This window comes from Sphingosinicella soli, assembly GCF_014199685.1.
Lineage (GTDB): Bacteria > Pseudomonadota > Alphaproteobacteria > Sphingomonadales > Sphingomonadaceae > Sphingosinicella > Sphingosinicella soli.
The window spans coordinates 33372-57696 of sequence record NZ_JACHNZ010000026.1 but is presented as its reverse complement, the minus strand read 5'-3'; the positions used below and the strand labels follow the sequence as shown (position 1 = coordinate 57696).

The 24325-nt window shown below is 66.2% G+C and carries 25 protein-coding genes; 14 read left to right on the top strand and 11 right to left on the bottom strand.

Annotated features, from left to right (window positions below):
* Positions 1–88: 88 nt before the first annotated feature.
* Together GGQ98_RS11825 and GGQ98_RS11820 are read right to left on the bottom strand one after the other, a co-directional pair.
* Positions 89–301 carry a DUF4287 domain-containing protein gene (locus GGQ98_RS11825; RefSeq protein ID WP_184069734.1) on the bottom strand — a complete coding sequence of 71 codons (213 nt, stop codon included), beginning with the start codon at positions 299–301 and terminating at the stop codon, positions 89–91.
* A gap of 62 nt (positions 302–363) precedes the next feature.
* Positions 364–870, bottom strand: coding sequence for a DUF3237 domain-containing protein (locus GGQ98_RS11820; protein ID WP_184069732.1), 507 nt, complete (start codon positions 868–870; stop codon positions 364–366).
* A 133-nt stretch (positions 871–1003) separates the two neighbouring features.
* Between GGQ98_RS11820 and GGQ98_RS11815 the strand changes: the two genes are divergently transcribed.
* The gene (locus GGQ98_RS11815) at positions 1004–3226 is read left to right on the top strand and encodes a TonB-dependent receptor (RefSeq protein WP_184069730.1); all 2223 of its coding nucleotides are present in this window, start codon (positions 1004–1006) and stop codon (positions 3224–3226) included.
* Positions 3227–3260: 34 nt separating this feature from the next.
* The gene (locus GGQ98_RS18830; protein WP_341534204.1) at positions 3261–3908 is read left to right on the top strand and encodes a glutathione S-transferase N-terminal domain-containing protein; all 648 of its coding nucleotides are present in this window, start codon (positions 3261–3263) and stop codon (positions 3906–3908) included.
* 76 nt (positions 3909–3984) lie between these two features.
* On the opposite strand, the gene GGQ98_RS11805 is transcribed toward GGQ98_RS18830, so the two are convergent.
* Positions 3985–5244, bottom strand: coding sequence for a Rieske 2Fe-2S domain-containing protein (locus GGQ98_RS11805; RefSeq protein WP_184069728.1), 1260 nt, complete (start codon positions 5242–5244; stop codon positions 3985–3987).
* Between the two features lie 95 nt (positions 5245–5339).
* Between GGQ98_RS11805 and GGQ98_RS11800 the strand changes: the two genes are divergently transcribed.
* The 5 genes from GGQ98_RS11800 to leuC all read left to right on the top strand — a co-directional run bounded on the left by GGQ98_RS11800 (position 5340) and on the right by leuC (position 10251).
* Complete coding sequence (locus tag GGQ98_RS11800) at positions 5340–6503, top strand: Gfo/Idh/MocA family oxidoreductase (RefSeq protein ID WP_184069726.1); 1164 nt, start codon at positions 5340–5342, stop codon at positions 6501–6503.
* Positions 6500–7492, top strand: coding sequence for an ABC transporter substrate-binding protein (locus GGQ98_RS11795; protein ID WP_184069724.1), 993 nt, complete (start codon positions 6500–6502; stop codon positions 7490–7492). Before GGQ98_RS11800 ends, GGQ98_RS11795 begins: the two co-directional genes overlap by 4 nt.
* Before the next feature lie 112 nt (positions 7493–7604).
* Positions 7605–8108, top strand: coding sequence for a MarR family winged helix-turn-helix transcriptional regulator (locus GGQ98_RS11790; RefSeq protein ID WP_184069722.1), 504 nt, complete (start codon positions 7605–7607; stop codon positions 8106–8108).
* Between the two features lie 62 nt (positions 8109–8170).
* The gene (locus GGQ98_RS11785; RefSeq protein WP_184069720.1) at positions 8171–8749 is read left to right on the top strand and encodes an NADPH-dependent FMN reductase; all 579 of its coding nucleotides are present in this window, start codon (positions 8171–8173) and stop codon (positions 8747–8749) included.
* A 62-nt stretch (positions 8750–8811) separates the two neighbouring features.
* Positions 8812–10251, top strand: a complete 1440-nt coding sequence (gene leuC / locus GGQ98_RS11780; RefSeq protein ID WP_341534203.1) for a 3-isopropylmalate dehydratase large subunit — start codon at positions 8812–8814, stop codon at positions 10249–10251.
* On the opposite strand, the gene leuD is transcribed toward leuC, so the two are convergent.
* Together leuD and GGQ98_RS11770 are read right to left on the bottom strand one after the other, a co-directional pair.
* Positions 10237–10833 (bottom strand): 3-isopropylmalate dehydratase small subunit, encoded by a 597-nt coding sequence (leuD, locus tag GGQ98_RS11775; RefSeq protein ID WP_184069718.1) that lies wholly within the window; start codon positions 10831–10833, stop codon positions 10237–10239. The two genes, leuC and leuD, sit on opposite strands and share 15 nt — an antisense overlap.
* Before the next feature lie 53 nt (positions 10834–10886).
* Positions 10887–11327 (bottom strand): MarR family winged helix-turn-helix transcriptional regulator, encoded by a 441-nt coding sequence (locus GGQ98_RS11770; RefSeq protein ID WP_184069716.1) that lies wholly within the window; start codon positions 11325–11327, stop codon positions 10887–10889.
* 147 nt (positions 11328–11474) lie between these two features.
* On the opposite strand from GGQ98_RS11770, the gene GGQ98_RS11765 reads away from it, so the two are divergent.
* From GGQ98_RS11765 to GGQ98_RS11740, 6 genes are all read left to right on the top strand, one after another.
* Complete coding sequence (locus tag GGQ98_RS11765; RefSeq protein WP_184069714.1) at positions 11475–13109, top strand: long-chain-fatty-acid--CoA ligase; 1635 nt, start codon at positions 11475–11477, stop codon at positions 13107–13109.
* Positions 13110–13180: 71 nt separating this feature from the next.
* On the top strand, positions 13181–14308 hold the full coding sequence (locus tag GGQ98_RS11760; protein ID WP_184069712.1) for an alpha/beta hydrolase: 1128 nt from the start codon (positions 13181–13183) through the stop codon (positions 14306–14308).
* Positions 14309–14323: 15 nt separating this feature from the next.
* Positions 14324–15331 (top strand): phosphotransferase family protein, encoded by a 1008-nt coding sequence (locus tag GGQ98_RS11755; RefSeq protein ID WP_341534202.1) that lies wholly within the window; start codon positions 14324–14326, stop codon positions 15329–15331.
* Positions 15328–16629 (top strand): phosphopyruvate hydratase, encoded by a 1302-nt coding sequence (gene eno / locus GGQ98_RS11750; RefSeq protein WP_184069710.1) that lies wholly within the window; start codon positions 15328–15330, stop codon positions 16627–16629. Before GGQ98_RS11755 ends, eno begins: the two co-directional genes overlap by 4 nt.
* The gene (locus tag GGQ98_RS11745; protein WP_341534201.1) at positions 16626–17564 is read left to right on the top strand and encodes an NAD(P)-dependent oxidoreductase; all 939 of its coding nucleotides are present in this window, start codon (positions 16626–16628) and stop codon (positions 17562–17564) included. Before eno ends, GGQ98_RS11745 begins: the two co-directional genes overlap by 4 nt.
* Entirely contained in the window at positions 17564–18268 is a 705-nt protein-coding gene (locus tag GGQ98_RS11740; RefSeq protein ID WP_184069708.1) for an alpha/beta fold hydrolase, read from the top strand. The genes GGQ98_RS11745 and GGQ98_RS11740 overlap by 1 nt, the downstream gene beginning before the upstream one ends.
* 4 nt (positions 18269–18272) lie before the next feature.
* On the opposite strand, the gene GGQ98_RS11735 is transcribed toward GGQ98_RS11740, so the two are convergent.
* Positions 18273–19319, bottom strand: coding sequence for a 5-methyltetrahydropteroyltriglutamate--homocysteine methyltransferase (locus tag GGQ98_RS11735; RefSeq protein ID WP_184069706.1), 1047 nt, complete (start codon positions 19317–19319; stop codon positions 18273–18275).
* A 78-nt stretch (positions 19320–19397) separates the two neighbouring features.
* Here GGQ98_RS11735 and GGQ98_RS11730 point away from each other — a divergent pair, with 78 nt between their 5' ends.
* The gene (locus tag GGQ98_RS11730) at positions 19398–20960 is read left to right on the top strand and encodes a long-chain-fatty-acid--CoA ligase (protein ID WP_184069704.1); all 1563 of its coding nucleotides are present in this window, start codon (positions 19398–19400) and stop codon (positions 20958–20960) included.
* Positions 20961–20972: 12 nt separating this feature from the next.
* Here GGQ98_RS11730 and GGQ98_RS11725 read toward each other — a convergent pair whose 3' ends face one another.
* The 5 genes from GGQ98_RS11725 to GGQ98_RS11710 form a co-directional block, all read right to left on the bottom strand.
* Positions 20973–21590 carry a VOC family protein gene (locus GGQ98_RS11725; protein WP_184069702.1) on the bottom strand — a complete coding sequence of 206 codons (618 nt, stop codon included), beginning with the start codon at positions 21588–21590 and terminating at the stop codon, positions 20973–20975.
* A 76-nt stretch (positions 21591–21666) separates the two neighbouring features.
* Entirely contained in the window at positions 21667–21822 is a 156-nt protein-coding gene (locus GGQ98_RS18155; RefSeq protein WP_207791376.1) for a nuclear transport factor 2 family protein, read from the bottom strand.
* Positions 21774–22055: a DUF4440 domain-containing protein gene (locus tag GGQ98_RS11720; RefSeq protein ID WP_207791375.1), complete on the bottom strand. Its 282-nt coding sequence runs from the start codon at positions 22053–22055 to the stop codon at positions 21774–21776. The genes GGQ98_RS18155 and GGQ98_RS11720 overlap by 49 nt, the downstream gene beginning before the upstream one ends.
* Entirely contained in the window at positions 22052–22945 is an 894-nt protein-coding gene (locus GGQ98_RS11715) for an SDR family NAD(P)-dependent oxidoreductase (protein ID WP_184069699.1), read from the bottom strand. Before GGQ98_RS11715 ends, GGQ98_RS11720 begins: the two co-directional genes overlap by 4 nt.
* Positions 22942–24246, bottom strand: coding sequence for a spinster family MFS transporter (locus GGQ98_RS11710; protein WP_184069697.1), 1305 nt, complete (start codon positions 24244–24246; stop codon positions 22942–22944). Before GGQ98_RS11710 ends, GGQ98_RS11715 begins: the two co-directional genes overlap by 4 nt.
* Positions 24247–24325: the final 79 nt, after the last annotated feature.

Sequence of the window (24325 nt, the reverse complement as noted above, 5' to 3'; positions counted from 1 at the left end):
CCCCATATGAATATGTCTGCAAAATATGGTCCGAGCAGCCAAAACGGTTTATCAGAGAACCGCACCATCAAAACGAGGGACTAAACACCTAGGCATCGCCTTCGGCAAGGGTGTGGGCAACAATCGCGTTCGCATGACCATGCCCCATTCCGTGCTGCTGCTTCAACAGGGCAACGAGTTCCATGTGCCGGGCAGGGAGCGCTGACCGGATCAGGGCCTTCCACTCGGAAATCGGCCGACCATATGTTTTCTCGATGGACGGAAAATAGGACGCAGGGCCCTTCGCCTGGTTTTCGCTCATAGAGTCAAGTGATCCCAAAATGATGCCCGCTTGTCAAAAGCCCCCCGCTTTTGCGCAGGGCTTCAGCCGATCTCGAACACCTCGTGGCGCACGCCGAAGCCGGTGCGCGTGCCGCGTCCGACCGCGAGCGTGCCGTTCAGCCAGTCGTAGGCGCGCGCCGAGGTTTCGAAGACCATCGCGACGCGGATGTAATAAAGCGAGGGGTCGGCATCGACGCCTGCCTTGTCGGCGGCGGCGAAGGCAGCGCGGGCGGCATCGTCCACCACGCTGCGTCCCGTGTAGGTAACGGAGATCAGCGCATCGTCATCGGTGCGCCACACCGCGCGCGCGTCGAACGTCCCCGCGCCCGCGCCGCTCGCGAGCTTTCCGGCGCGCGACCAGTTGCCCCCGCCCGGAAGCACGACGCCCGACAGTTTCGGCCCCGTGAAGCGCCCGCCCGAAATATAGCCGACGCGCCCGCTGCCGAACGGTGAAGCGCCGAAATCGAGAATGCCCCCGCCCACTTCGAACTCCGCAGTGCACAGCCTGCCGCCGATAAGGCCGCTGCCGTCGTCGTCGGAAAATTTCATTGCCGCTTGCCTTCCCGTATGGACACACTCAAAATAATTAGTACACTAAGTGTTAATAGGGATGTGGAAACAGGGCAAGCTGAAGGTCGTCGCCCGTTTTCGCCAAAACAAAGACGACCAAGGGGAGGCTATCTTGAACAGCATTCGGACTCTGATGTCGCGCGCCGCCGCAACGGCGATTGCAGGCGCCCTGGCCTTTCCGGCCGCGGCGCAGACCGCCGGCACGGACGACGCGGACGCCATCATCGTGACCGCGCTGAAGCGCGAGCAGAACCTGCAGGACGTGCCGATCTCGCTGGAGGTCGTTTCGGGGAAGAAGCTGGACGATTTCCGCGCGAACGATTTCAAGCAGGTGATGAATTACGTTCCCAACGTCTTCGTGCAATCGACGGCTGGCAACGACACGATCTATATTCGCGGTTTCGGTTCCCCGCCCGCGAACTTCTCGTTCGATCAGTCCGTCAGCCTTTACGTGGACGGCGTCTATGCCGGACGCAACCGCCAGGCGCAGGCGCCGTTCTTCGATCTGGAGCGCGTCGAGGTGCTGCGCGGTCCGCAAGGTGCGCTGTTCGGCAAGAACACGGCAGCGGGTGCCGTCAGCATCGTATCGGCAGGGCCGACGCGTGAGTTCGAGGGCGAGGCGAACGCGCTCTACAACTTCGATCAGAAGGGCTTTGACGTTTCGGGTTTCGTGTCCGGTCCGATCGGGGACAATTTCGGCGTTCGCCTTGCCGGAAAGATCATCAATCAGGACGGCTATATCCGCAATTTGGCGAACGACAACAAGGAGCCGAAAACCGAGCAGCAGGTGTTCCGCCTGACCGCGAAGTGGGATGCCTCCGAAACGCTCGATATCACGGGCAAACTTGAATACGCGAACCGCGACACCGTGGGCGGTATCACCGTATCGAGTCCGCTGACGACCGGACAACAGCCGCGCCACACGCGTTACGCCGATCAGAATCCTCTGGGCGGCGAAGGCACGTCGACGAAATCGGTGATGGGGTCGCTGACCGCGAACCTGTCGCTGGGTGAATACACACTGACATCGATCACCGGCTATTCGTGGTTCCGCGGCGATATCGTCAACAACTTCGACCAGACGATACCAACGGGCGGGGTGACGGCCAATTCGGTCTACAACAAGTTCGTCGAAGACTTTAACCAGGTCTCGCAGGAAATCCGCCTGCTTTCGCCGACAGGCCGAACGCTGGAATTCATCGTCGGCGCCTATTTCGACAGCGCGAACTACAAGCTGACGCAGTACGGCGGGTTCGATATCGCCGCGCTCAATTATTTCGGCTTGCTGCGGACGAATTTCGATCAGAATTCGAAGACCGCATCCGTATTCGGGCAGGCGACCCTGAACGCCACCGACGCGCTGCGCGTCATCGGCAGCCTGCGCTATACGCGCACCAAGAAGGATGCGTTCTTCGACGGCGAACTGGTTTACGGGCCGTTCGCGCTGCGCCCGATCACCACCGCGTCGGGCGATCTCAGCGAAGGGCTGACCGATCCGTCGGTTACCGTGCAGTACGACATCACCGACCGCGTGATGGTGTACGGCACCTTCGGCAAGGGGTCGAAGTCGGGCGGTTTCGTCAGCAACACCTACGGCACGCTCGACAACACGTTCCAGTTCGCGCCGGAGCGTTCGCGCAACTACGAACTCGGCCTCAAGTCGGCATTCGCGGACGGTGCCGTGGTGTTCAACGCCGCCGTGTACGACACCAAGTTCACGAACCTGCAGGTTTCAGTCTACAATCCGACAACATCTTCGTATCTCACCAGCAACGCGGCGAGCGCGACATCGCGCGGTATCGAGGCTTCGCTGACGGTGAACCCGATCGACAATTTCGACATTACAGCGTCGGGCGCCTATCAGGATCTCGAGTACGACGATTATCCGGGCGCGGCCTGCCTTGCCACGCAGCCGCTAACCGAATGCAACCCGGCGGTTCCGGCGAGCATCGCGGCGAACAATCTCGCGGGGTATTCGCCGGCGCTCTATTCGAAGTTTTCCGGTAACATTCAGGCGCACGCGCGCTTCGACCTGCCGAGCGATATGAAGCTGGACGTGACCGGCATTGTCGGCGGGCGTTCGAAATATTTCAATTCGGACAACCAGAGCCCGACGTTCGGCGTGCAGAAAGGCTATGCGAAGGTTGACGCGCGCATCCAGGTCGCGCCGCAGGATGATCGCTGGCACGTCGCCGTCATCGGCAAGAACCTGACGAACAAGCTGACGACGGGCAGTTCGTTCAACCTGCCCTCGCCGATCACGGCGGCGCCGCGCGCGATCCTGTATGTCGAGCCGGCGCGCAGCATTTCTGTGGAAGCGGGGGTTCGTTTCTAGTCATGGCGCGGTTTGCAGGCGGAAGGTGCCCGGCATGATCGACGTGCACTTCACGCCCACGCCGAACGGCCACAAGGTCAGCATCATGCTGGAGGAGATCGATCTTCCGCACCGGCTGATCGGCTATGACATGCTGGGCGGCGAACATCTGCAGCCTGCGTTCCGCGCCATAAATCCAAACGGCCGTCTGCCCGCCATCGTCGATCATGATCCGGCCGACGGAGGCCCGCCGCTTCCGGTGTTCGAATCCGGTGCGATCCTGCTCTATCTCGCCGAAAAGACGGGGCGTTTCATGCCCGCCGATCCGCGCGGGCGCAGTCTCGCGCAGCAATGGCTGGTCTGGCAGATGGCAGGTCTCGGCCCCATGCACGGACAGGCGCATCATTTCATCCGTTATGCGCCGGCCGCCATCGATTACGCGATCGAACGCTATCGCAAGGAAGCGCTGCGGCTGCTTGCGGTGATCGGCGGCTGCAAGACGCCGCCTATCTTGCCGGGGACTATTCGATCGCGGATATGGCGTGCTGGCCGTGGGTGCGCGCGGCGTCGGTCATCGGCATCGACGTGTCAGGGTTTCGGGCGATTCCGGCCTGGTTCGACAGCATCGCCGCGCGGCCTGCCGTGGAGCGGGGCACGGCGGTCAAGAATTCCGCCAACGCATCGAGCGCGCGTCCGGTGCTGACGGCGGAGCAGTGGTCCAACCTGTTCGGCGAAAACATGCTGAAAAGTTCGGGGACGCCGATCCCCGGGAACTGAGATCAGGCGGCGGGTTTGCCGACGTCGCGCCAGTCCACCGTCTTGGGCACGAGCTGTTCGAAGCTCGGTGCGTCGCGGGCGGTGAAGCCAGGCAGATTCGGCACGCGGCCTTCGGCGGCCGCACTCGCCATCGACAGCGCGAGCTTGCGGAATTCGAAGATCGCCTTGTCGCTTGATCCCAGCCGGTCTTCCGAGCGATCGGCGAGCGGTCCCATCGATTCCCACATCGCCATGTCCTGCGCCGGGATGCCGTAGATGCCGGTGAAGTCTCCGGCCTTCATCGCCGCGCGATCCTGCAGGTAATTGTTACGCGCGTTGCGCACCTTTTCGAAGGTCACCGGATCAACATCCTCGCCCGGCACCGCGCCGCAGAAGCTGCGCCAGGCCTGGGCCGAGATGCCCTGCGTCTCGTGCCACGCGATCCAGTAGAACATGCAGTTCTCGTCGTCGATCGGCACCAGCATCTGGATCAGCTTGTAGCGGTCGGTCGGCGGAATCATCACGGTAAACGGCGCGATGTAGAGCGTCGTGCGGATATAGTCCTGCGTGCCGGGATCGCGGATCGGCGTGCGGATCGCGGCGTAGCGGAAGCCGTAGGGCGTGCGATCGACCTGCAGGCGCGGCGACTTGTCGGCGGACGGGCGCAGCCACTGGCTGTCGGTCGCGGTCGAACCCGAAACATCGGTCGCGGTCGGCATGTTGGTGGAATGGAGGCTGGAACTGTGCGCCGAATCGATCGCGCCTTCGAGCACCTGCGCCCAGTTGCAGGCGGCGTGCATCTTCACGATCGCGATCCGCTCATCGGGAGCCGCCGACCATACGGGCGGCATGAACGGCGCGGGCGCGGCGGGATCACCCATCCATACCCACACGAAGCCGCCGGATTCCTGCACGGGATATGCGCGCGTGCGCATGGATTCACGCAACTTTGCGCCCGCAGGTTCCGAAGACATATCGACCGCGTTTCCGTCCACGTCGAACTTCCAGCCGTGATACAGGCAGCGCAGGCCGCAGCCTTCGTTGCGACCGTAGTAAAGCGAGGCGCGGCGGTGCGGGCATTGCTCGTCGAGGATGCCGACGCGGCCGCTGGTATCGCGAAAGGCGACCATGTTTTCACCCAGCAGGCGCACACGCACGGGCGCACTGTCGGGTTCGGCGATTTCCTCGCTCATGCAGGCGGGAAGCCACACCTGCCGCATCACACGTCCCATCGGCGCGCCGCCTTCGACGCGGCACATGAGGTCGTTCTGCTCGGGTGTCATGTTGCGGGCATTTCCCCTGTTGTCGCGAAAATACTTTTATAACTAAGCATTCGCGATTACAAGATCGGTGTTGGCCGGAGGAGGGGCGTTTACAGGTGCTGCGGCTGGGTATCGTTGGGCTTGGACGCGGCGCGGTGCTCACGGCGCCTGCGCTTGCCGCGCATCCCCGGATCGAGATTGTTGCGGGCTGCGATCCGGGTGCGGACGCGCGGGCGGGCTTCGCGGCGCAGATGAAGGCGCGGAGCTACGCGGACCTCGAAACGCTGCTCTGCGACCCGGAGATCGACGCTGTCTACATCGCCTCGCCGCACGAATCTCATGCCGCGCACACCGTCGCGGCGGCCCGCGCGGGGAAGCATGTGCTGGTCGAAAAGCCGATGGCGGTAACGCTGGCCAATGCCGCGCGGATGGCGGAGGCCGCGCGCGCGGCGGGCACGGTGCTGATGGTGGGGCCGAGCCACGGCTACGACGCGCCGGTCGCGCTTGCGGCGGACCTGATCGCGGACGGGACGGCGGGCGCGGCGCACATGATCCACGCCTTCGCCTACACGGATTTCCTCTATCGCCCGCGCCGCCCGGCCGAGCTTCTGCGCGCGGAGGGCGGCGGCGTCGTGCTGAGCCAGGGTAGCCACCAGGTCGATGTGGTGCGCAGGCTCGCGGGCAGCCGCGTGAAAACCGTGCGCGCGTGGGTCGGTGACTGGGATGCCGCGCGCCGCGCAGACGGTGCGTTCACCGCGCTGCTGACGTTCGAGAACGGCGCCGCTGCCGGCCTCGTCTATTCAGGTTACGCGCGCTACGACAGCGACGCGCGCGCGGGCTGGGCGGGCGAACTCGGCATGCCCAAAACACCCGGCACGCAAGCGCGCACCCGCGCCGCGCTGGCGGCGGGAAACGAAGGCGCCGCGAAAACGGCGCGCGGCTTTGCGGCGGGGGCGGAGGCGGTGCGGGCGCCGTACCACGAGCGGCTCGGATCGGTGATCGCCTGCTGCGCGAATGCCGACCTCGAACTCACGCCCGAAGGCGTCGTCGTGCACGGCGATGCCGGGCCGGAACTGCGTATGGCGCCGCTCCCGCCGGTCCGCCGCTACGGCGTCGCGGATGCGTTCGCGCGTGCGGTGCTGGACGGGGAAAGGCCGCTGTTCGACGGCGCATGGGGCCTTGAAACGCTGGCCGTTCTGCATGCCCTGCTGAAGTCGGCGGTCGAGGGCCGCGATATCAGCCCCGCCGATCTCATCGATGCCGAGAGGAGTATGCCATGACCCGCCTGCCGCTGACGCTTGCCTGCTGGAACTACGATCGCACGCAGGCGCTCGTCGACGGCCGCGTCCGGCCCGACGGCATCGATCTCAACGTCCAGATGCTGGAGGTGGAGGAGACCTTCTTCCGCATGCTGCGGCACCGGGAATTCGACGTCGCCGAGATGTCGCTGTCGTCCTATTGCGTCACGCTGACACGGGATGATCCGCCGTTCATCGCGCTGCCGGTCTTCCCCTCGCGGCTGTTCCGCCACAGCTGCATCTTCGTGTCGGCGGCGAGCGGCATCACGCGGCCGGAGGATCTGCGGGGCAAGCGCATCGGCGTACCCGAATACCAGATGACCGCGCCGGTCTGGATACGCGGCGTGCTTGCCGACGAATACGGCATCGATCCGGCGGACGTGACCTACGTGACCGGAGGCGAGGAGCAGCCGGGGCGCGAGGAGAAGCTGAAGCTGGATCTGCCGGAGCGTTTCCGGGTCGAGCGCATCGGCCCCGATGACACGCTCTCCGCGATGCTCGCGGACGGACGCATCGATGCGCTGCACACGGCGCGCACACCTTCGACCTTTTACACGCGGCCCGATGCCGTCCGCCGCCTTTTCCCCGACTTCCCGGCGGTGGAGCAGGATTATTACCGGCGCACCGGCATCTTTCCGATCATGCATGCCGTGGTGATCCGCCGCGACGTTTACGAAGCGAACCGCTGGGCGGCGCGCGCGCTCTACAAGGCGTTCGAGGCGGCAAAGGCGTTGGTGGAGGCGGAACTGCGCGTTACCGCATCCCTGCGCACGATGCTGCCCTGGCAGATCGCTGCGGTCGAGGAGGCCACGGCGCTTATGGGCGACGACTGGTGGCCCTACGGCGTTGCGGCGAACCGCACGGCGATCGAGACGTTCCTGCGCTACCACCACGCGCAGGGGCTTTCGTCCCGCTTGCTGACGGTCGAGGAGCTGTTCGCGCCGGAATGTTTCGAAGCCTTCAGGATTTGACGGCAAATTCAAACGGGACGAAGCGCGCCAAGTTTGCTAACCGGCGTCATGCCCGTTCCCGGATCGTAAACACGGCCCGGCACAGGGGCCCGGCACAGGGGAGAACCGCACGTTGACGAAACGCAAGGCCGCACGTCAGCCCGCTGAATATTACCGGATTCCCGAGAACAGCCTCGGCTATCTCTCACGCGTTACATTTCGGTCGTTTTCGCGCGCGCTCGAACGGCGCACGCTGGAATATAATGTTTCAGCGGGGCAGTGGCGGTTTCTTCGCCAGCTGTGGCGCGAGGACGGCATTACGCAGCGCGAGCTGAGCACGCGCGTGGGAATGCGCGAGCCCACCACGGTGGTCGCGCTGAAAGGCCTGGAAGCCGCCGACCTGGTGCGCCGCGAAAAGAGCAAGATCGATCGCCGCAAGATCTACATCTACCTCACCGATCACGCCAAGGCGCTCGAGGACACGCTCGCGCCGATGAATGCGGAGGTTCACGATCTCGCGACGAAGGGGCTTTCCGACGAAGAGGTGGAGACGCTGCAGGCGCTGCTGCGCCGGGTGATCGGCAACCTTGCCGGGGAATCGCAGGATACGCCGGTGCTCAGCGATCTCAGGGTCTGAACGGACTTGCCGCGTTCCCGCCGAAACGATTAGATATCTAATCTTTTAAAGAAGGAAAACGCATGGTCGCGAAGATCGCAGTGCTGGCAGGCAGCACCCGCAAGGGTTCGTTCAACGGCAGGCTCGCGGCGCTCGGCGCCGAGCGACTGCGCGCGCACGGTGCCGAAGTGACCGAGATCGACCTGCGCGATTACGACCTTCCGATCTATTGCCAGGATACCGAGTCCGATGCGTTTCCCGCTGCCGCGCTCGCGCTCAAGAGCGTGCTGCGCGCGCAGCAGGGTCTGCTGATCGCGACCCCCGAGCACAACGGATCGATATCAAGTCTGCTCAAGAATGCCATCGATTGGGCGTCGCGACCGACGGACGGCGAGAGCCCCGTCGCGCTCTCCGCATACCGGGGCAAGGTCGCCGCGATCATGTCCGCCTCGGTCAGCCCGTTCGGCGGTCTGCGCGCGCTCATCCAGCTTCGCCAGACGCTCGGCACCGTGCAGCTGCTGTTGTTGCCCGAGCAGGTCTCCGTGCCCTTCGCCGACCGGGCCTTCGATGCGGAGGGCAAGTTTGCCGAGCCGCTTCCCGCGACGCTTCTCGATCAGATGACGGCGCGGCTGGCGCGCACCGCCGAAGCGCTTTCCGGCTGAGAGGCCCTTTCCTTCTCCCCGAATAATAATTAGAATACTAATTAAATTTCAGGGAGACGGGCGTGGCGTGGCCGCTTGAAGGGCTGATCGTTGCGGAGCGGGGACGCACGCTCTACGAAAAAATCTGGGACAGCCGTCTGGTCGCCGAGGATGAGGGCGAGGCGCTGCTGTATGTCGATCTGCATCTTCTGCATGAAGTCACCTCGCCGCAGGCGTTTGCCGGGCTCGCCGCGCGCCGACTGAGCGTGCGCCGCCCGGAACGGGCGCTGGCGCTCTTCGACCACGGTGTGCCGACGGAAAACCAGCAGGCAGGGGCCGGTGCCGTCCGCGATCCCGAGGCGCGCGCGCAGATCGAGATGCTGACCGCGAACAGCGAGGCGTTCGGCATCGTGCGGTTCGACATGGGCGATCCGCGCAACGGCATCGTGCATGTCGTTGCGCCCGAGCAGGGCCGCACGCATCCGGGCATGACCATCGTGTGCGGGGACAGTCACACCTCCACGCACGGCGCGTTCGGCGCGCTCGCCTTCGGCATCGGCACCTCGGAGATCGAGCATGTGCTCGCGACCCAGACGATCCGCGCGGAGAAGGCGAAAACGATGCGGATCAGCATCGACGGCACGCTCGCGCCCGGCGTTACCGCAAAGGACATGGCGCTTGCCGTCCTTGCGCGCATCGGTGTCGACGGCGCGTCGGGGCATGTCGTGGAGTTCGCCGGAAGCGCGGTGCGCGCGCTTTCGATGGAAGGGCGCATGACGCTCTGCAATCTCAGCATCGAGATGGGTGCGCGCGCCGGACTGATCGCGCCCGATGCGACGACGCTCGCCTATCTCGAAGGCCGTCCCGCCGCGCCGCGCGGCGAGGATTGGAGGCACGCCGTGGACCGCTGGGCGGCGCTGGCGAGCGATGCGGACGCCGTGTTCGCGCGCGATATCCGGCTGGACGGGTCCGCGATCCCGCCGATGGTGAGCTGGGGCATCACCCCGGCGCAAACGATAGCCATCGACGGGCGCGTCCCCGATCCGGCAGCGATTGCCGATGCCGCGCAGCGGATCGTTGCCGAGCGCGCGCTCGCCTACATGGATCTGCGGCCGGGGACGGCGATTGCGGGCCTGCCCATCGACCGCGTCTTCATCGGATCGTGCACTAACAGCCGCATAGAGGATATTCGCGCCGCCGCCGCCATCGCCCGGGGCAGGCGTATCGCGCAGGGCGTGCGCGCGATGGTGGTGCCGGGGTCGGGGCTCGTCCGCAAGCAGGCCGAATCGGAAGGGCTCGACCGGATTCTCGTGGCGGCAGGCTTTGACTGGCGCGAGCCGGGCTGCTCGCTGTGCGTCGGCATGAACCCGGATCGCCTCGACCCCGGCGAACGCTGCGCCTCCACCTCCAACCGAAACTTCGAACACCGGCAGGGCCGAAACGGCCGCACGCATCTGATGAGCCCGGCGATGGCCGCAGCGGCGGCGGTTACGGGCCGGATCGTCGATCTACGCGATCTCTGAAGCGCTGCGCCTCTCGTAGTCCTCGATCGCGTCCGCGAGTGCCAGCGTGCGTTCCACCGAATCGCGGCCGTCGATCAAGTGGCGGCGGACGGAGGGATTGATGTCGAACGGGATCGGCGGATCCCCTGTCACGCTGATCGTCTGCTTCGGCAGATCGATGGTGAGCGGTGCCGTCGGCGCATCGTCGAGCCGCGCATCGAGCGCGGCGAGCGCGTCTTCGGGAAGCGCGATGAGCAGGATACCGTTTTCGCGGCAGTTGCCCGTGAAGATGCTGCCGAAGCTCGGCGCGATGATGCAGCGGATGCCGTGGTCGAGCAGCGCCCAGACGGCGTGTTCGCGCGAGGAGCCGCAGCCGAAGTTGGCGCCTGCGATCAGGATGCGCGCATTGCGAAATTCGGGCTGGTTGAGAACGAATTCGCGCCGCTCCCGGCCCTGCGCGTCGTAGCGCATGCGTTCGAACAGGAACCCGCCGAGGCCGCCCCGCGTCAGCCCCTTCATGCGCTTTGCGGGGAGGATGCGATCGGTATCCACATCGGCCAGCGGCAGCCGCGCGGCGGGAGAAACGAGGATGTCGAACGCCATGCACCGGTTCCGATAAAAATACTTCGAAACCTAACCATTTGCCCGGACACGCGTCAACCCGGCGGGCGGCCCGTGGGCACCGGGCCCCAATCCGCTTCCAGCGCGCTGAGCAACGCATCATAGCTGGCCGCGCCGATCGCATTCTTCACGGCGGCGGACACGGCATCCATCGCCTGCTGCGCGTCGCTGCGCATGCGCGCGCCGTACGCCGTCACGGCGACGCGGCGCTGCCGCTTGTCGTGCGGATCGGGCTCCAGCGTCAGGATGCCGATTTCGACCAGCTGCGCGATCGTCGTGTGGATCGCCTGGCGCGAAACGCCCATGCGACGCGCGATCTCGGCGGGGCGCACGAAGCCGCTGAGGACGTTCACCATCACCATCGATTGCGCGCGGCTGACATCGGGCCAGCCGCGATCGTGCAGGCGCGCCTGCAGCCCGTCGTCGAGCCAGCAGAAGCGCTGGAACAGGTGCATGATGAGCTGGTTGTCGCGCATTGTGCCCGCCGGACGTTGATCTCTTGGTCGGGATAGCGGAAGGCAGAGCGGTTGCACAGGCGCGCAGCGCCGTACATTCTTGTTCGGCCTTTATGCTTAGATTACTAGGCATGTTGAATCGATAAACAAAATCCGGGGAGGATATTGATGCTGGGATTGATGCAGGACTGGCCGCTTACGGTTGACCGCCTGCTGGACCACGCCGCCGCGTGGCACGGCGCGCGCGAGATCGTTTCGCGCGATGCGCAGGGGCTTGTCACGCGCAGCAGCTATGCGCAGGTGCATGCCGATGCCAAGCGCGTGTCGAATGCGCTGGCGCGCGCCGGGATCAGGCTCGGCGACCGGGTCGCGACGCTCGGCTGGAACGGCGCGCGGCACCTTGCGGCATGGTACGGGATCGCGGGGATGGGCGCGGTCTGCCACACGCTCAACCCCCGCCTGTTCCCCGAACAGCTCGCCTATATCGCGGGGGAAGCCGAAGACCGCGTGCTGATCGCCGATCCGGCGTGCGCGGCGCTGATCCCGGCGCTGCTTGCAAGCGTGCCGTCGATCGAACTGGTGGTTTTCCTCTGCGACCGCGCGGGTCTGCCTGCGGCCGATTTCGAAGCGATCGCCTTCGACGACTGGATCGCAGGCGAATCCGCCGATTTTCAATGGGGCGATTTCGATGAACGCACTGCGTGCGGGCTTTGCTACACGTCGGGGACGACCGGAAATCCCAAGGGCGTGCTCTATGCGCACCGTTCCAACTACCTCCACGCGCTGATGGCGTTGCAGCGTGATGCGCTGGCGCTTTCGGCGCGCGATACGGCCTTGCTCGTGGTGCCGATGTATCACGCCAATGCGTGGGGCGTCGTTTATGCGGCGCCGGCGGCGGGCGCGAAGCTCGTGCTACCGGGGCAGAATCTCGACGGCGCCTCGCTTTACGAACTGATCGAAAGCGAAGGGGTCACTTATGCGGGCGGGGTGCCGACGGTGTGGCAGGCGCTGCTCCAGCATGTGCAGACGACGGGCGCACGCTTCACGACGCTGGAACGCGCCACGATCGGCGGTTCGGCGTGCCCGGAATCGATCATCCGCGCGTTCCGCGACTACGGTGTCGATGTGATCCAGGGCTGGGGCATGACCGAAACGTCGCCGCTCGCCACCATCTCCGTCCCCACCGCCGAAGTCGCGGCGATGGATGAGGACGCACAGATCGCGCACAAGCTGAAGCAGGGGCGGGCGCTCTGCGGCATCGAACTGAAGCTCACCGATGATGACGGCAACCGCCTTCCGCACGACGGGCGCACGCCGGGGCGGCTCAAGGTCAAGGGCGCGACCGTCGCAAGCGGCTACTACGCGGGCGCGGGCGGCAATGTGCTCGACAGCGAAGGCTTTTTTGACACCGGCGACGTCTCCACGATCGACGCGCGCGGCTACGTTCAGATCACCGACCGCGCGAAGGACATCGTGAAATCCGGCGGTGAATGGATTTCCTCGATCGATATCGAAAACATCGTCGTGGGCCACCCGAAGGCGCAGTACGCGGCGGTGATCGGCGTCACGCATCCCAAGTGGGACGAGCGGCCGATCCTGCTCGTGCAACTCAAGGACGGCGAGGCGTCCGACGGCAGCGAATTCCTCACTTGGCTCGACGGCAAGGTCGCGAAATGGTGGGTGCCCGACGACGTGCTGATCGTCGATGAAATCCCGCTCGGTCCCACGGGCAAGGTCGACAAGAAAATCCTGCGCACACGGCTCGAAGGCTATTCGCTGCCATTCTCGAGCGCGGAGCGATGAGGGGCTGGACCCGCCGGAGATGCGCGGTATATACTTCGATAGCTAAGTAATTTATCGAAGGGGGAGAGATGATGGACCCGAACGGTAGCGAAGGGCTCGATGCCGTCTTCATCGGCCGCGCATCGGCCACCGCGCCGCGCATCCAGGCGGGGGGGCATCCGTGCCAGGGCATCTACTGGACGGCGAAGGGCGCGCGGCCGAAGGTTGCGGTGATCGCCGTGCACTACAATGTCGATTTCGCCGAGCATTATATCGCGCCCTATTTCGCGCGGCGCGGCTTCGGCTTCCTTGGGTGGAACACGCGCTATCGCGGCTTTGAAGACCAGTTCCTGCTGGAGCACGCGCTCATCGATATCAGCGTCGGCATGCGCTGGCTGCGCGAAGAGGCGGGCGTGGAGCGGATCGTCATCCTCGGAAATTCGGGCGGCGGCTCGCTGATGGGCGCCTATCTCGCCGAGGCGATAAAGCCGACGATGCACACCGCGCTCACCGGCGCGGGCCACGACGTGCTTGCGAACCTGCCGGGCGCGGACCTCTACATTTCGCTCAACGCGCATCAGGGCCGCCCCGAGGTGCTCACCGACTGGATGGACGCCTCGGTGATCGACGAGACCGATCCGGTGGCGACCGATCCGGCGCTCGATCCCTTCAACCCCGACAACGGGCCTCCGTATTCGGCCGAATTCATCGACCGCTACCGGGCCGCGCAGCGCGCGCGCAACCAGCGCATCACCGACTGGGCGAAGGCCGAGCTTGCGCGCCTCAACGCTGCGGGCATTCCCGACCGCCTGTTCCCGCTGTTCCGTGTGTGGGGAGACCTGCGCTTCATGGACCCGGCGATCGACCCCTCCGACCGCGCCCCCGGCCAGTGCTATCGCGGCGATCCTGCGGTCGCCAACCGCTCACCGAGCATCGGCCGCTTCAATACGATCAAGACGTGGCTGTCGATGTGGAGCCTCGAAACCTCGAAGTGCATGGGGCAGCCGCACCTCAGCAAGTTCGATATGCCCGCGCTCGTCGTGCAGGGCTCGGCGGATACGGGCGTCTTCCCGAGCGACGCGAAGAAAATCTTCGATTTCATCGGATCGGCTGACAAGCGGCTGGAGATGCTTCCCGGCGCGCACTATTTCGAGGACTCGACGAAGCACCGCGACGATGCCGCAGACCTGATGGCGGGCTGGATTCGCGAAAAGCTCTGAAGGGGATGGCGCGCAGTGCGGGACGAAACGGTCATCGAACACCTGCGCGCTAGCGGCCTCGTCGCGCCGGGAGAGACGCCGGAGATGACGGCGCTGTCGGGCGGCGTTTCCTGCGACGTGTGGCGCGTTGATACGGCGAAGGGCAGCTTCGCGGTGAAGCGCGCGCTTCCCAAGCTTCGCGTCGAGGCGGACTGGTTCGCGCCGGTCGAGCGCGCCGAAAGCGAGGTGCGCTGGCTGCGGCGTGTTGGCGCGCTGGCCCCCGATATCGTGCCCGCGATCCTGGCGGAGGTGCCCGAAGCGCATCTGTTCGCGATGGGCTTTCTGGAACCGGCGCAGCATCCGGTCTGGAAGGACGAGATGATCGCCGGGCGCGTCGATCCGGCGTTTGCCGCAAAGGTCGGCGCCGCGCTCGTCGGCATTCACGCGGCGACCGCGAACGATCCCGCGATTGCCCGTGACTTCGATACGGGCGCGCTGTTCCATGCGCTGCGGGTGGAGCCCTTCCTGCTTTATGTTGCGCAGCATCACGCGGACGTCGCGCAGCGGCTGCAGACGCTCGCGGACGATCTCGAAGCGCGGCACGTCGCGCTCGTTCACGGTGATGTCAGCCCGAAGAATATTCTCGTCGGGCCGGGCGGCCCGGTATTTCTCGATGCCGAATGCGCGGTGTACGGCGACCCGGCGTTCGACCTCGCGTTCTGCACCACGCACCTGCTGCTGAAGGCGGTGTGGCTGAAGCCGAACGCAGCGCGGCTGACGGCATCTGCCGCAGCAATGGCGGCGGCCTACCGCGCGGGCATCGACTGGGAAGATGCGGACGCGTTCATGCAGCGTGCGGGCGCGCTCACGGCCGCGCTGCTCCTCGCGCGCGTCGACGGCAAATCGCCCGCGCCGTACCTCACCGATGATGCGGACCGGATTGAAATCCGAAGCCGGGCGAAGGCTCTGCTTGCCGGCCCTGATGCAGAGTCCGGCACAGACCTCGAACAGATTATCGCCGCATGGCGGGAAGGACGGGAATGAACAGCGAAATCATCGGCATCAAGGGCCGCCAGCTCTGGGATTCGCGCGGCCGCCCGACCGTGGAGGCGGAGGTGGTGCTTGCGGGCGGCGTGATCGGCAGGGCCATAGCGCCTGCGGGCGCGTCGCGCGGCGCGCACGAGGCGATCGACCTGCGCGACGGCGGCGAGGCGTTCGGCGGCATGGGCGTCGCGCGCGCCGTCGCCAATATCGTCGGCAAGGTCGCGCCTGCGCTCGTCGGGCGCGATGCTGCGGATCAGGCGGCGGTCGATGCTGCGCTCGTCGCGCTCGATGCGTCGCCGAACCGGGGGGAGATCGGCGCCAACGCGCTCGTCGCCGTGTCGATGGCGGTGCTGCACGCGGCGGCCGCAGCAGCGGGCGAACCGGTGTGGCGCTGGCTTTCGGGCGGCAGGCCGGTGCGGATTCCGCTTCCCGAAATTCAGATCTTCGGCGGCGGCGCGCACGCCGGGCGGCGCACCGACGTGCAGGATTTCATGGTGATGGCGCCCCATGCGGGTTCGTTCCGCCGCGCGCTGGAGATCACCGACGCGGTCTACCGCGCGGCCGGGCGGCTGATGGCGGCGAAAGGCGCGATAGCGGGCGTTGCCGACGAGGGCGGCTGGTGGCCCAATTTCGAGTCCAATGAAGATGCCCTCGGTACGCTGACGAAGGCGATCGAGACTGCGGGCTTCCGCCCCGGCGAGGACGTGTTCATCTCGCTCGATATCGCCGCGAACGAGCTTGGCGATGCAAGCGGTTATCGCCTCGCGCTCGATGGGCATCGCCTGTCGGGCGAGGCGATGGCGGACCTCGTCGTGGGCTGGGCGAAGCAATACCCGATCCTGTCGATCGAAGACCCCGCCGGGCAGGACGATTTCGCCGCGATGGCGAACGTCACTGCGCGCATCGGAGACAGCGTGCAGATCATCGGCGACGATGTGTTGGTCACAAACGCCGCGCGTGTCGAAATCGCCGCCGCACACGGCGCGTGCAACGCCGCTCTCATCAAGGTCAATCAGGTCGGCACGGTGACGGAGGCGAAGGCGGCGCTCGATGCGGCGCGCGCGAAGGGCTGGGGCACGATCGTTTCGGCGCGCTCGGGCGAAACCGAGGACGTGACCATCGCGCACCTTTCCGTGGGGTGGGATGCGGGCCAGCTCAAGGTCGGTTCGTTCACGCGATCGGAGCGCATGGCGAAGTGGAACGAGGTGCTGCGCATCGAGGAGGCGATGGGCGGCGATGCGGTCTTCGCGGGCGCATCCGCCTTCGCGGCGCCTGTGGCGGCGAGGCTGATGACGTGAAGATCCTGCTCCACGCGCGCCCGAGCGCGGGGTTTCGCGCGCAGGTGGACGCTGTCTTCGGCAGCGGCATTACCATTGTCGATGAAGCCGATGACGCGGGTTTCCGGCGCGAGATGGCGGATACGGAGGTGCTGCTCCACGTGCTGACACCGGTGCGGCCCTATCATATCGCCGCCGCGCCGAAGCTGAAGCTCGTTCAGAAGCTCGGCGTGGGCGTCAATACGATCGCGCTTGATGCTGCGAAAGACGCGGGCGTCGCGGTGTGCAACATGCCCGGCGTCAATGCGCAGGCCGTCGCCGAAATGGCTCTGGCGCTGCTCCTGTCGGTGCTGCGCCGCACGCCGTATTTCGATGCGATGACGCGCGCGGGGCGGGGCTGGGAGGCGGACTCCGCCGTGCTCGACGGCGTCGGCGAGATCGCGGGCCGCACCGTGGGGCTGGTCGGCTTCGGCAACACCGCCGCGCGGCTGGCGCGCGCGCTCGAAGCGCTCGGCGCGCGTGTCGTCTATACGGCGCGCGCAGCCAAGGCCGATGTCCCTTATGCGTATCTCCCGCTCGCCGATCTGCTGGCAGAGGCCGATGTCGTGTCGCTCCACGCGCCGCTCACCGAAGAGACGCAGGGTATGATCGGGCGCGGCACGATCGCGGCGATGAAGCCGGGCGCGATCCTCATCAACACGGCGCGCGGCGAGCTCGTCGATGAGGCCGCGCTCGCCGATGCGCTGCGCGCCGGGCATCTGCGCGGCGCCGGGCTCGATGTGTTCGCGGCCGAACCGGCGGGGGCGGACAACCCCCTGTTCGCGCTGCCTCAGGTGGTCCTCAGCCCGCACATCGCCTGGCTGACGCCCGAGACGCTGGGGCGCTGCCTCGCGATCGCCCAAGAGAATGTCCGAAGGCTCGCTGCAGGCGAGCCGCTGTTGAACAGGGTTGTCTGATGTCTGATCCGCTTCCCGTCGTGCTTGCCTGCGGGCAGCTTCTCACGCGAGAGGTCTGGGCGCCGCAGATCGCGGCATGGTCGGCCGAGCGCGAGGTGATCGTCGCGGATCATACGCAGGATGAGACGATCGCGGGCATGGCGCAGCGGCTGCTCGATGCCGCGCCCCCGCGCTTCGCGCTCGCCGCGCATGCGATGGGCGGGTTCACCGCGTTCGAAGTGATGCGGCAGGCGCCGGAGCGCGTGGCGCGGCTGGCCTTGCTCGCGACGCTCGCGCCCGCCGACGGCCCGGCGCAGACCGCGCGGCGGCAGGGCTATATCGATCTCGTCGAGGCAGGGCACTTTCAGCAGGTGGCGCAAGAGCGCATCCCGATGCTGCTTTCGCCCGCGCGGAGTGAAGACCCGGCGCTCGTCGATGCCGTGCGGCGCATGGCGGCGGAGACGGGCGCGGAGACGTTCCTGCGCCAGCAGCGCGCGATCATGAGCCGCGCCGACAGCCGCCCTTCGCTCGAGCAAATCCGCGTGCCGACGCTGATCCTCTGGGGCGACGCCGACGGCATCACCACGCGCGCGCACCAGGACGAGTTGGCGGCAGGCATCCCGAACGCCCGCTTCGACGTGCTGCCGGGTATCGGGCACCTTTTGACGCTCGAAGCTCCAAAAGCCGTATCGGACACGATCGCGCTCTGGCTGGCCGAAGCCTGAAGCCTCAGGCCCCCAGTTCCCGCCGCACGATCGCCGTACCCTCCACCATCGCGCGCAGCTTTGCCTGTGCGAGTTCGCGCGAATGGTATTTCATGCCGCAATCGGGTGCGATCCACAGTCGGTCGGTGGAGACATAGCGCAGCGCATCGCGGATGCGCGCGGCGACCGTCTCGGGCGTTTCCACGGCAGGGTCGGCAAGATCGAGCACGCCGTACATGATGATCTTGTCGGGAAGCTCCGCGAGGATCGCCGGGTCGAGGCGCGGCTGCGCAGCCTCGATCGAGATCACGTCGACGCGCGAACGGTTGAGTTCGGCGAGGAAGTCGTAGGCCTTGGGTTTCGCGACATGGCTGCCGTGGACAAGCGCGTAGCCGAAGCAGATGTGGAGCGCGGTCATGCCTTCGACGCCTTCGAGCGCGCGGTCGATGGCGGCGAGCGCATAGTCCTGCGCGGCGTCGGCGCGGGCCTGAAGATAGGGCTCGTCGAGCTGCACGACATCGACCCCGGCGGCGAACAGGTCGCGAATTTCCGCGTTCACCGCGTGCGCATAGTCCATCGCGAGCGCTTCGCTTGTCGGGTAATGATCGTTCTGCGCCTGCTGCGTCATCGTGAACGGGCCGGGCAGGGTGAGCTTCACCGGCCCGCGCGCATGGCGCTTCAGAAAGGCGGCGTCCTGCGATTCGATCGGCGAAAGGCGGCGGATGGGGCCGGTGACGCGCGGCACGGGATTGGCCTTGCCGGTGCGATCGATGGCGGTGCCATGCGTGTCGGTGTCGATGCCCGACAGCGCCGTCGCCAGTCGGTTCGAATAGCTTTCGCGCCGCATCTCGCCGTCGCCGACGATGTCGATGCCCAGCTCCTCCTGATCGCGAATCGCCATCAGTGTCGCGTGCTCCTGCGCGTCCGCCAGCCACGGCTCCGACACCCGCCACAGCTCTGCGGCGCGCACGCGCGGGGGCAGGCTTTTCTTCAGGCGCTCGCGGTCGATCAGCCAGTCCGGCTGCGGATAGCTGCCGACAATCGTGGTCGGCAGGATAGGGTGTTTGAACACGGGTGGAGTCGCTCCGGATTGTTTATAATCCCCGTATTAGTTAGTATTCTTAGTATTAACAAGAACGAGGGGGGGACGATGATCGATCTGGAAGCCATCCGCTGCCTGTCCGACATCCCGGCTGCGCAGGCGAAGGCGCGGGGCGGCGAGGTCGCGGTCCTGTTCGGCGCGCGCGAGACGACGTTCGCGCAGCTTGCGGAGCGGCAGGCCGCCGTGGCGCGGGCGCTCGTCGCGAGCGGCATAGCGCCCGGCGACCGTGTGGCGGTGCTGACCCGCAACCACGACGCCTGGTATCCGCTGTTCTTCGGGGCCGCCCGCGCCCGCGCCTGCCTCACGCCGGTCAACTGCCGACTCGTTGCGGGGGAGATCGCCTTCATCATCGGCGACGCCGCGCCGAAGCTGCTGTTCGTGGGTGAGGGGCTTTTCGAAACCGCGCTGGAGGCGATCGCGGGCCTTGCCGATCCGCCTCGGCTCATCGCGCTCCACGGCGCACACTTCAGTTTCGAACCGTTCAACGTCTGGCTGGAAAACGGCGGAAGAGCTGCGCTTCCCGGTGCGCCCGAAGCCGACGACGATGTGCTGCAACTCTACACCAGCGGCACCACGGGGCGGCCGAAGGGCGTCGTGCTCGGCAACCGCAACTATCGGCGCTTCATGGAAATGGCGGCGAAGGTGGACGGCTTCTCCTATAGCGAATCCGAAACCGTGATGATCGTGATGCCGCTGTTCCACGTGGCGGGCACGAACGTCAGCTTAGCGGGATTGGCGCAGGGATGCCGCCTCGTTCTCGTCCGCGATTTCGACGCCGATGCTGCCGTGGAAATGATGCAGCGGGAAAGCGTGTCGCACACCTTCCTCGCGCCCGCGATGATCCGGATGATGCTGCAGACGGCGGCGATGTCGGCGGCGCGCTTCGATGCGCTGCAGACCATCGCCTACGGCGCCTCGCCGATCGCCGAGGATGTGCTCGTGCGCGCCCGCGCCGCGTTCGGCTGCGGTTTCGTGCAATTCTACGGGATGACCGAAACGACCGGAGCAGGCTCCTATCTCTCGCCCGCCGGGCATGAGGTTTCGGAGCGGCTCAAATCGTGCGGCCGGCCCTGGCCCGATGTGGAGGTCGCGATTCTCGGCCCGGACGGCGCAAGTCTTGCCCCCGGCGAGATCGGCGAGATCGCCATACGCGGCGATATCGTGATGAAGGGCTACTGGAACCGCCCCGAAGCGACGTCGGAGACGCTGGCGGGGGGATGGCTGCACACGGGCGATGCCGGATATGCCGATGAACACGGCTATTTCTATGTCCACGACCGCATCAAGGACATGATCGTATCGGGCGGCGAGAACGTCTATCCGGCGGAGGTGGAAAACGCGATCCTGGGCTGTCCCGGCGTTGCCGACGTCGCCGTCATCGGCGTGCCCGATGCGCGCTGGGGCGAAGCGGTGAAGGCGCTGGTCGTGGCGAACGGCGCCCCGCCTGCCGCAGAGGACGTGATCGCGTGGGCGCGCAGCCGTATCGCGGGCTACAAGGTGCCCAAGAGCGTCGATATCGTGGAAACGCTGCCCCGCAACGCGGCGGGGAAGGTGCTGCGGCGCGAACTGCGCCGACCGTACTGGGAAGGTCGGGGCCGGGCGGTCGGCTGACGCGGGCGGCGCTTACTCCGCCGGAACCATCACCTCTTCATCATTGCGCGCCGCCGCGACGATCATGCCTTTCGCACGGCTGCCGTCCGCACGCGCCGGATCGTGCGCGAGATCCGCTTCGGTGAAGCCCTCATGCGTCCAGGCCGCGAATTCGAGGCAGACGCCGTCGGGATCGAAGAAATAGACCGAGCGCACATAGACGCCCTTGTGCAGCGTGTCGGACGATTGCGTTTCGGAATCATCGTGGTTCAGCACCTTGGTGACGCTGACGCCCTTTTCCTTCAGCCGCTCGTAATACTCGTCGAAGCGCTCTGCGGGGATGTTGAAGGCGATGTGGTTCATCGATCCGTGCGCGGACATGAACGAACCCTGCGTCGGAAGTGCTGCCGGTGCGGCGATACCGGGCGCGGCTTCGGGCGCATCGGGGAACCAGAAGAAGGCCAGGCTGTCGCCGTTGCCGATATCGAAGAAGAAGTGCTGGCCCCGGTTACCGGGCAGATCGAGCGTCTTGAGAAGCGGCATCCCCAGGATATCGCGGTAGAATTCGACAGTGCGCGCCATATCCTTGCAGACCAGCGCCAGATGATTGACGCCGCGAAACTCGAACGGTGCAGTGGTGTCGGTGGACATGTCGATCCTCCTGATTTCTTTTGCATGACTACCATATGCGGGCATAATCGTCAACTAAATTGACGGTTATGCCCGCTCAGATAGCGAACTTGCGGAATTCGGCGACCCGCGCCGAATCGAAATATTCGTCGAGCCGCGTGATCTTCCCGTTCTCGACCCGGCAGACCATGCACGCGGGCAGCGTCAGGCGCTCGCCGTCCTGCCGGGTGCCGTAGAGCGTGTGCTGCTGCACGAACCCGCCGGAGAATATATATTCACGCGGCGGTCCGCATAAACGCGGTCGGTAATGCGTTTTGTGAAGCCCGAAAGCGCCTCGGCGTTTTCATCGGCTGTCTGCTCGGCCTCGTCGGTGTTGTGCCAGATGCGGGCATCGTCGGAATAAAAGCTGCGGAGCGTCGCCACGTCGCCCCGTTCCACGGCGTCGAAGAAGTGCTTGGCGAGCGTGCGCATGTCATCGTCGGTCATTGGCCGGTCTCCTGAGGATGTGGTGTTCGGCGGTTGGCGGCGACCACGGCCTCGATGTCGTCGCCTGCGTAGCGCGGATCCGCCGAAGCGCCGAAGGCCGCGAGCATCATCGCATGCTCCCGCTCCACGAGCGGTTTCCATTCGGGATGCGTGAAGATGAAGAACTCCCCGGCGCGGACCGCGCGGACGACATGGTCGCCGATCGGTCCGGGCGGCATACCGCCCGCGAGCACGGCCTGCATCGCCTGCGAGGTCGCTGCAGCATCGCCCGCTTCGCGCAGAGCCGGGCGGAGCGCGCGCGTCGTCTCGACGATCGCGGTGGCGGCCATGCCGGGGCAGAGCACCGAAATGCCCACGTTCGTGCCCGCAAGCTCGTTCCTCAGCGCCATGCCGATGCCGAGCGCGGCATATTTGGAGCTTATGTAAGCGGCCGAAATCGGCGGCGGCACGATGGCGACCATCGAAACGGTGATGACCAGGTGCGCCGCGTCCCCGCGCGTCTTCATGTCGCCCAGAAACGTGCGGCAGGCGTGAAGATGCGCGTCGGCATTGACGGCGTAGTTCCAGCGCCACACGGCCGGGTCGTAGGTTTCGAAGACGCCGCTGCCGCCGCCGACACCGGCGTTGCTGCACAGGATGCTGACCGGCCCGAACGCATCGGTCCGGGTTTTCGCGGCGGTCCAGGATGCCGGATCGGTGACGTCGAGCCGAACCGGCAGTACCTCCGCCCCGTCGGCGGCGAGCGTGTCGGCGCCCGCCTGAAGCCGTCCCTCGTCGATGTCGGCGATCACGATGCGGGCGCCCTCGCGCGCGAGGGCACGGGCCATTGCCAGCCCGATGCCGCTGCCGCCGCCCGTGATGAACGCGGTTTTGCCCGCGATATCCTTCATGCCTGCATCGTTCTGAAATCCTCGGCCACGGCACGCGAGACGGCGAACTGGGCGATTGCGGCGATTGCGGCGGCGGGCATCACGCAGAGCAGCGCGATGCGCAGGCTTTCGGTCCCCATCGTCGGCGTGACGGCGTCGGAAATCATGCCGATGAACAGCGGCCCGCCGCCCAGCCCGACCAGATTGAACACCAGCAGCAGGATCGCCGCCGCCGTCGCGCGGGCGCGCGGCGGCGTGAGGTTCTGAACGAGCGCGATCGCGGGCGCGACATAGATCGTGCAGCAGATCATCGGCACGATCATCAGCGCCAGCGACCATTCCCAGCCCGGTGCCAGCAGCGCTGCGATGAACGTGGGGATCATCACCACCGTCGCGGCGCAGGGAATAAGCGCATAGGCGCGCGCGCTCGTTCGCGCGGCCCGGTTCACAAGCGCGCCGCCGCCCCAGATGCCCAGTGCCATCGAAAACCCCGCCGCCGGACCGAACCATACGGCAAGCGATTCAAGAGGCATGCCCTGCGTGCGCATCAGGAAGGCCGGTATCCAGTTCAGCATCCCGTAGCTGACGAAGGCGGCGAGGCCGCTCGCGAAGAGCAGCAGGCGAAGGCTGCGGTGCCGGAAGAACAATGTCATGCTCGCCTTGAACGACGGGGCGGCGGTGTCCGCATGGGGGGCATCGGAGCGCCCGCGTGCCGGTTCGCGCACGAGCAGCAGCAGAAGCGGCGCCGCGACGAGGCCGATGATTCCAACCGCGAAGAACGCGCCGCGCCAGCCGATATGCACTGCGGCCCACGCGCCGAACGTCGCGCCGATGAACACGCCGAGCGGGCCGTTCGCCGTGAAGATGCCGATGATGAGCGGGCGCCTTTCGGGCGGATAATAGTCGGCAAGCACCGACAGTGAGGGCGCGGTGCCGCCCGCCTCGCCGATCCCGACACCGAACCGCGCCGCCGCGAGCTGACCGAACGAGTTCGCCATGCCGCAGAGCGCGGTGAAGCCGCTCCACACGAAGCACGATACGGCGATCAGGCGGATCCGGTGCCAGCGGTCCGCGATCATCGCGATCGGCAGGCCGACGATGGCGTAGAAGAGCGCGAAGGCGAGCCCCGTCAGCAGTCCGAACTGGGTATCGGTGAACTGCATCTCGGCGCGGATCGGCTCGATCAGGACCGAAAGGATCTGCCGGTCGATGAAGTTGATCGTGCCGATGATCGTGAGCATCCACAGCGCGACGAGGCGCTGTCTTGCGAGCTTGGCCTCCGTGATCGGTGGCTCTGGAGCTGGCGCTGCCGCGTCCGCCAATAGTTTTCCCTCCCAATATGCTTTCGCATTTACTTAGATATCTATGTATATTGCCGCCGTTGTCAAATCCGATGGCGGA

Bases quoted from the DNA above. Each gene is read 5' to 3' on its own strand.
- GGQ98_RS11805 (WP_184069728.1), bottom strand. From the start codon at position 5,244: ATGACACCCGAGCAGAACGACCTCATGTGCCGCGTCGAAGGCGGCGCG.
- GGQ98_RS11740 (WP_184069708.1), top strand. From the start codon at position 17,564: ATGTCTGATCCGCTTCCCGTCGTGCTTGCCTGCGGGCAGCTTCTCACG.
- GGQ98_RS11725 (WP_184069702.1), bottom strand. From the start codon at position 21,590: ATGTCCACCGACACCACTGCACCGTTCGAGTTTCGCGGCGTCAATCAT.
- GGQ98_RS18830 (WP_341534204.1), top strand. From the start codon at position 3,261: ATGATCGACGTGCACTTCACGCCCACGCCGAACGGCCACAAGGTCAGC.
- eno (WP_184069710.1), top strand. From the start codon at position 15,328: ATGAACAGCGAAATCATCGGCATCAAGGGCCGCCAGCTCTGGGATTCG.
- GGQ98_RS11720 (WP_207791375.1), bottom strand. From the start codon at position 22,055: ATGACCGACGATGACATGCGCACGCTCGCCAAGCACTTCTTCGACGCC.
- GGQ98_RS11760 (WP_184069712.1), top strand. From the start codon at position 13,181: ATGGACCCGAACGGTAGCGAAGGGCTCGATGCCGTCTTCATCGGCCGC.
- GGQ98_RS11785 (WP_184069720.1), top strand. From the start codon at position 8,171: ATGGTCGCGAAGATCGCAGTGCTGGCAGGCAGCACCCGCAAGGGTTCG.
- GGQ98_RS11765 (WP_184069714.1), top strand. From the start codon at position 11,475: ATGCTGGGATTGATGCAGGACTGGCCGCTTACGGTTGACCGCCTGCTG.
- leuD (WP_184069718.1), bottom strand. From the start codon at position 10,833: ATGGCGTTCGACATCCTCGTTTCTCCCGCCGCGCGGCTGCCGCTGGCC.
- GGQ98_RS11715 (WP_184069699.1), bottom strand. From the start codon at position 22,945: ATGAAGGATATCGCGGGCAAAACCGCGTTCATCACGGGCGGCGGCAGC.
- GGQ98_RS11820 (WP_184069732.1), bottom strand. From the start codon at position 870: ATGAAATTTTCCGACGACGACGGCAGCGGCCTTATCGGCGGCAGGCTG.
- GGQ98_RS11730 (WP_184069704.1), top strand. From the start codon at position 19,398: ATGATCGATCTGGAAGCCATCCGCTGCCTGTCCGACATCCCGGCTGCG.
- GGQ98_RS11795 (WP_184069724.1), top strand. From the start codon at position 6,500: ATGACCCGCCTGCCGCTGACGCTTGCCTGCTGGAACTACGATCGCACG.
- GGQ98_RS11825 (WP_184069734.1), bottom strand. From the start codon at position 301: ATGAGCGAAAACCAGGCGAAGGGCCCTGCGTCCTATTTTCCGTCCATC.
- GGQ98_RS11770 (WP_184069716.1), bottom strand. From the start codon at position 11,327: ATGCGCGACAACCAGCTCATCATGCACCTGTTCCAGCGCTTCTGCTGG.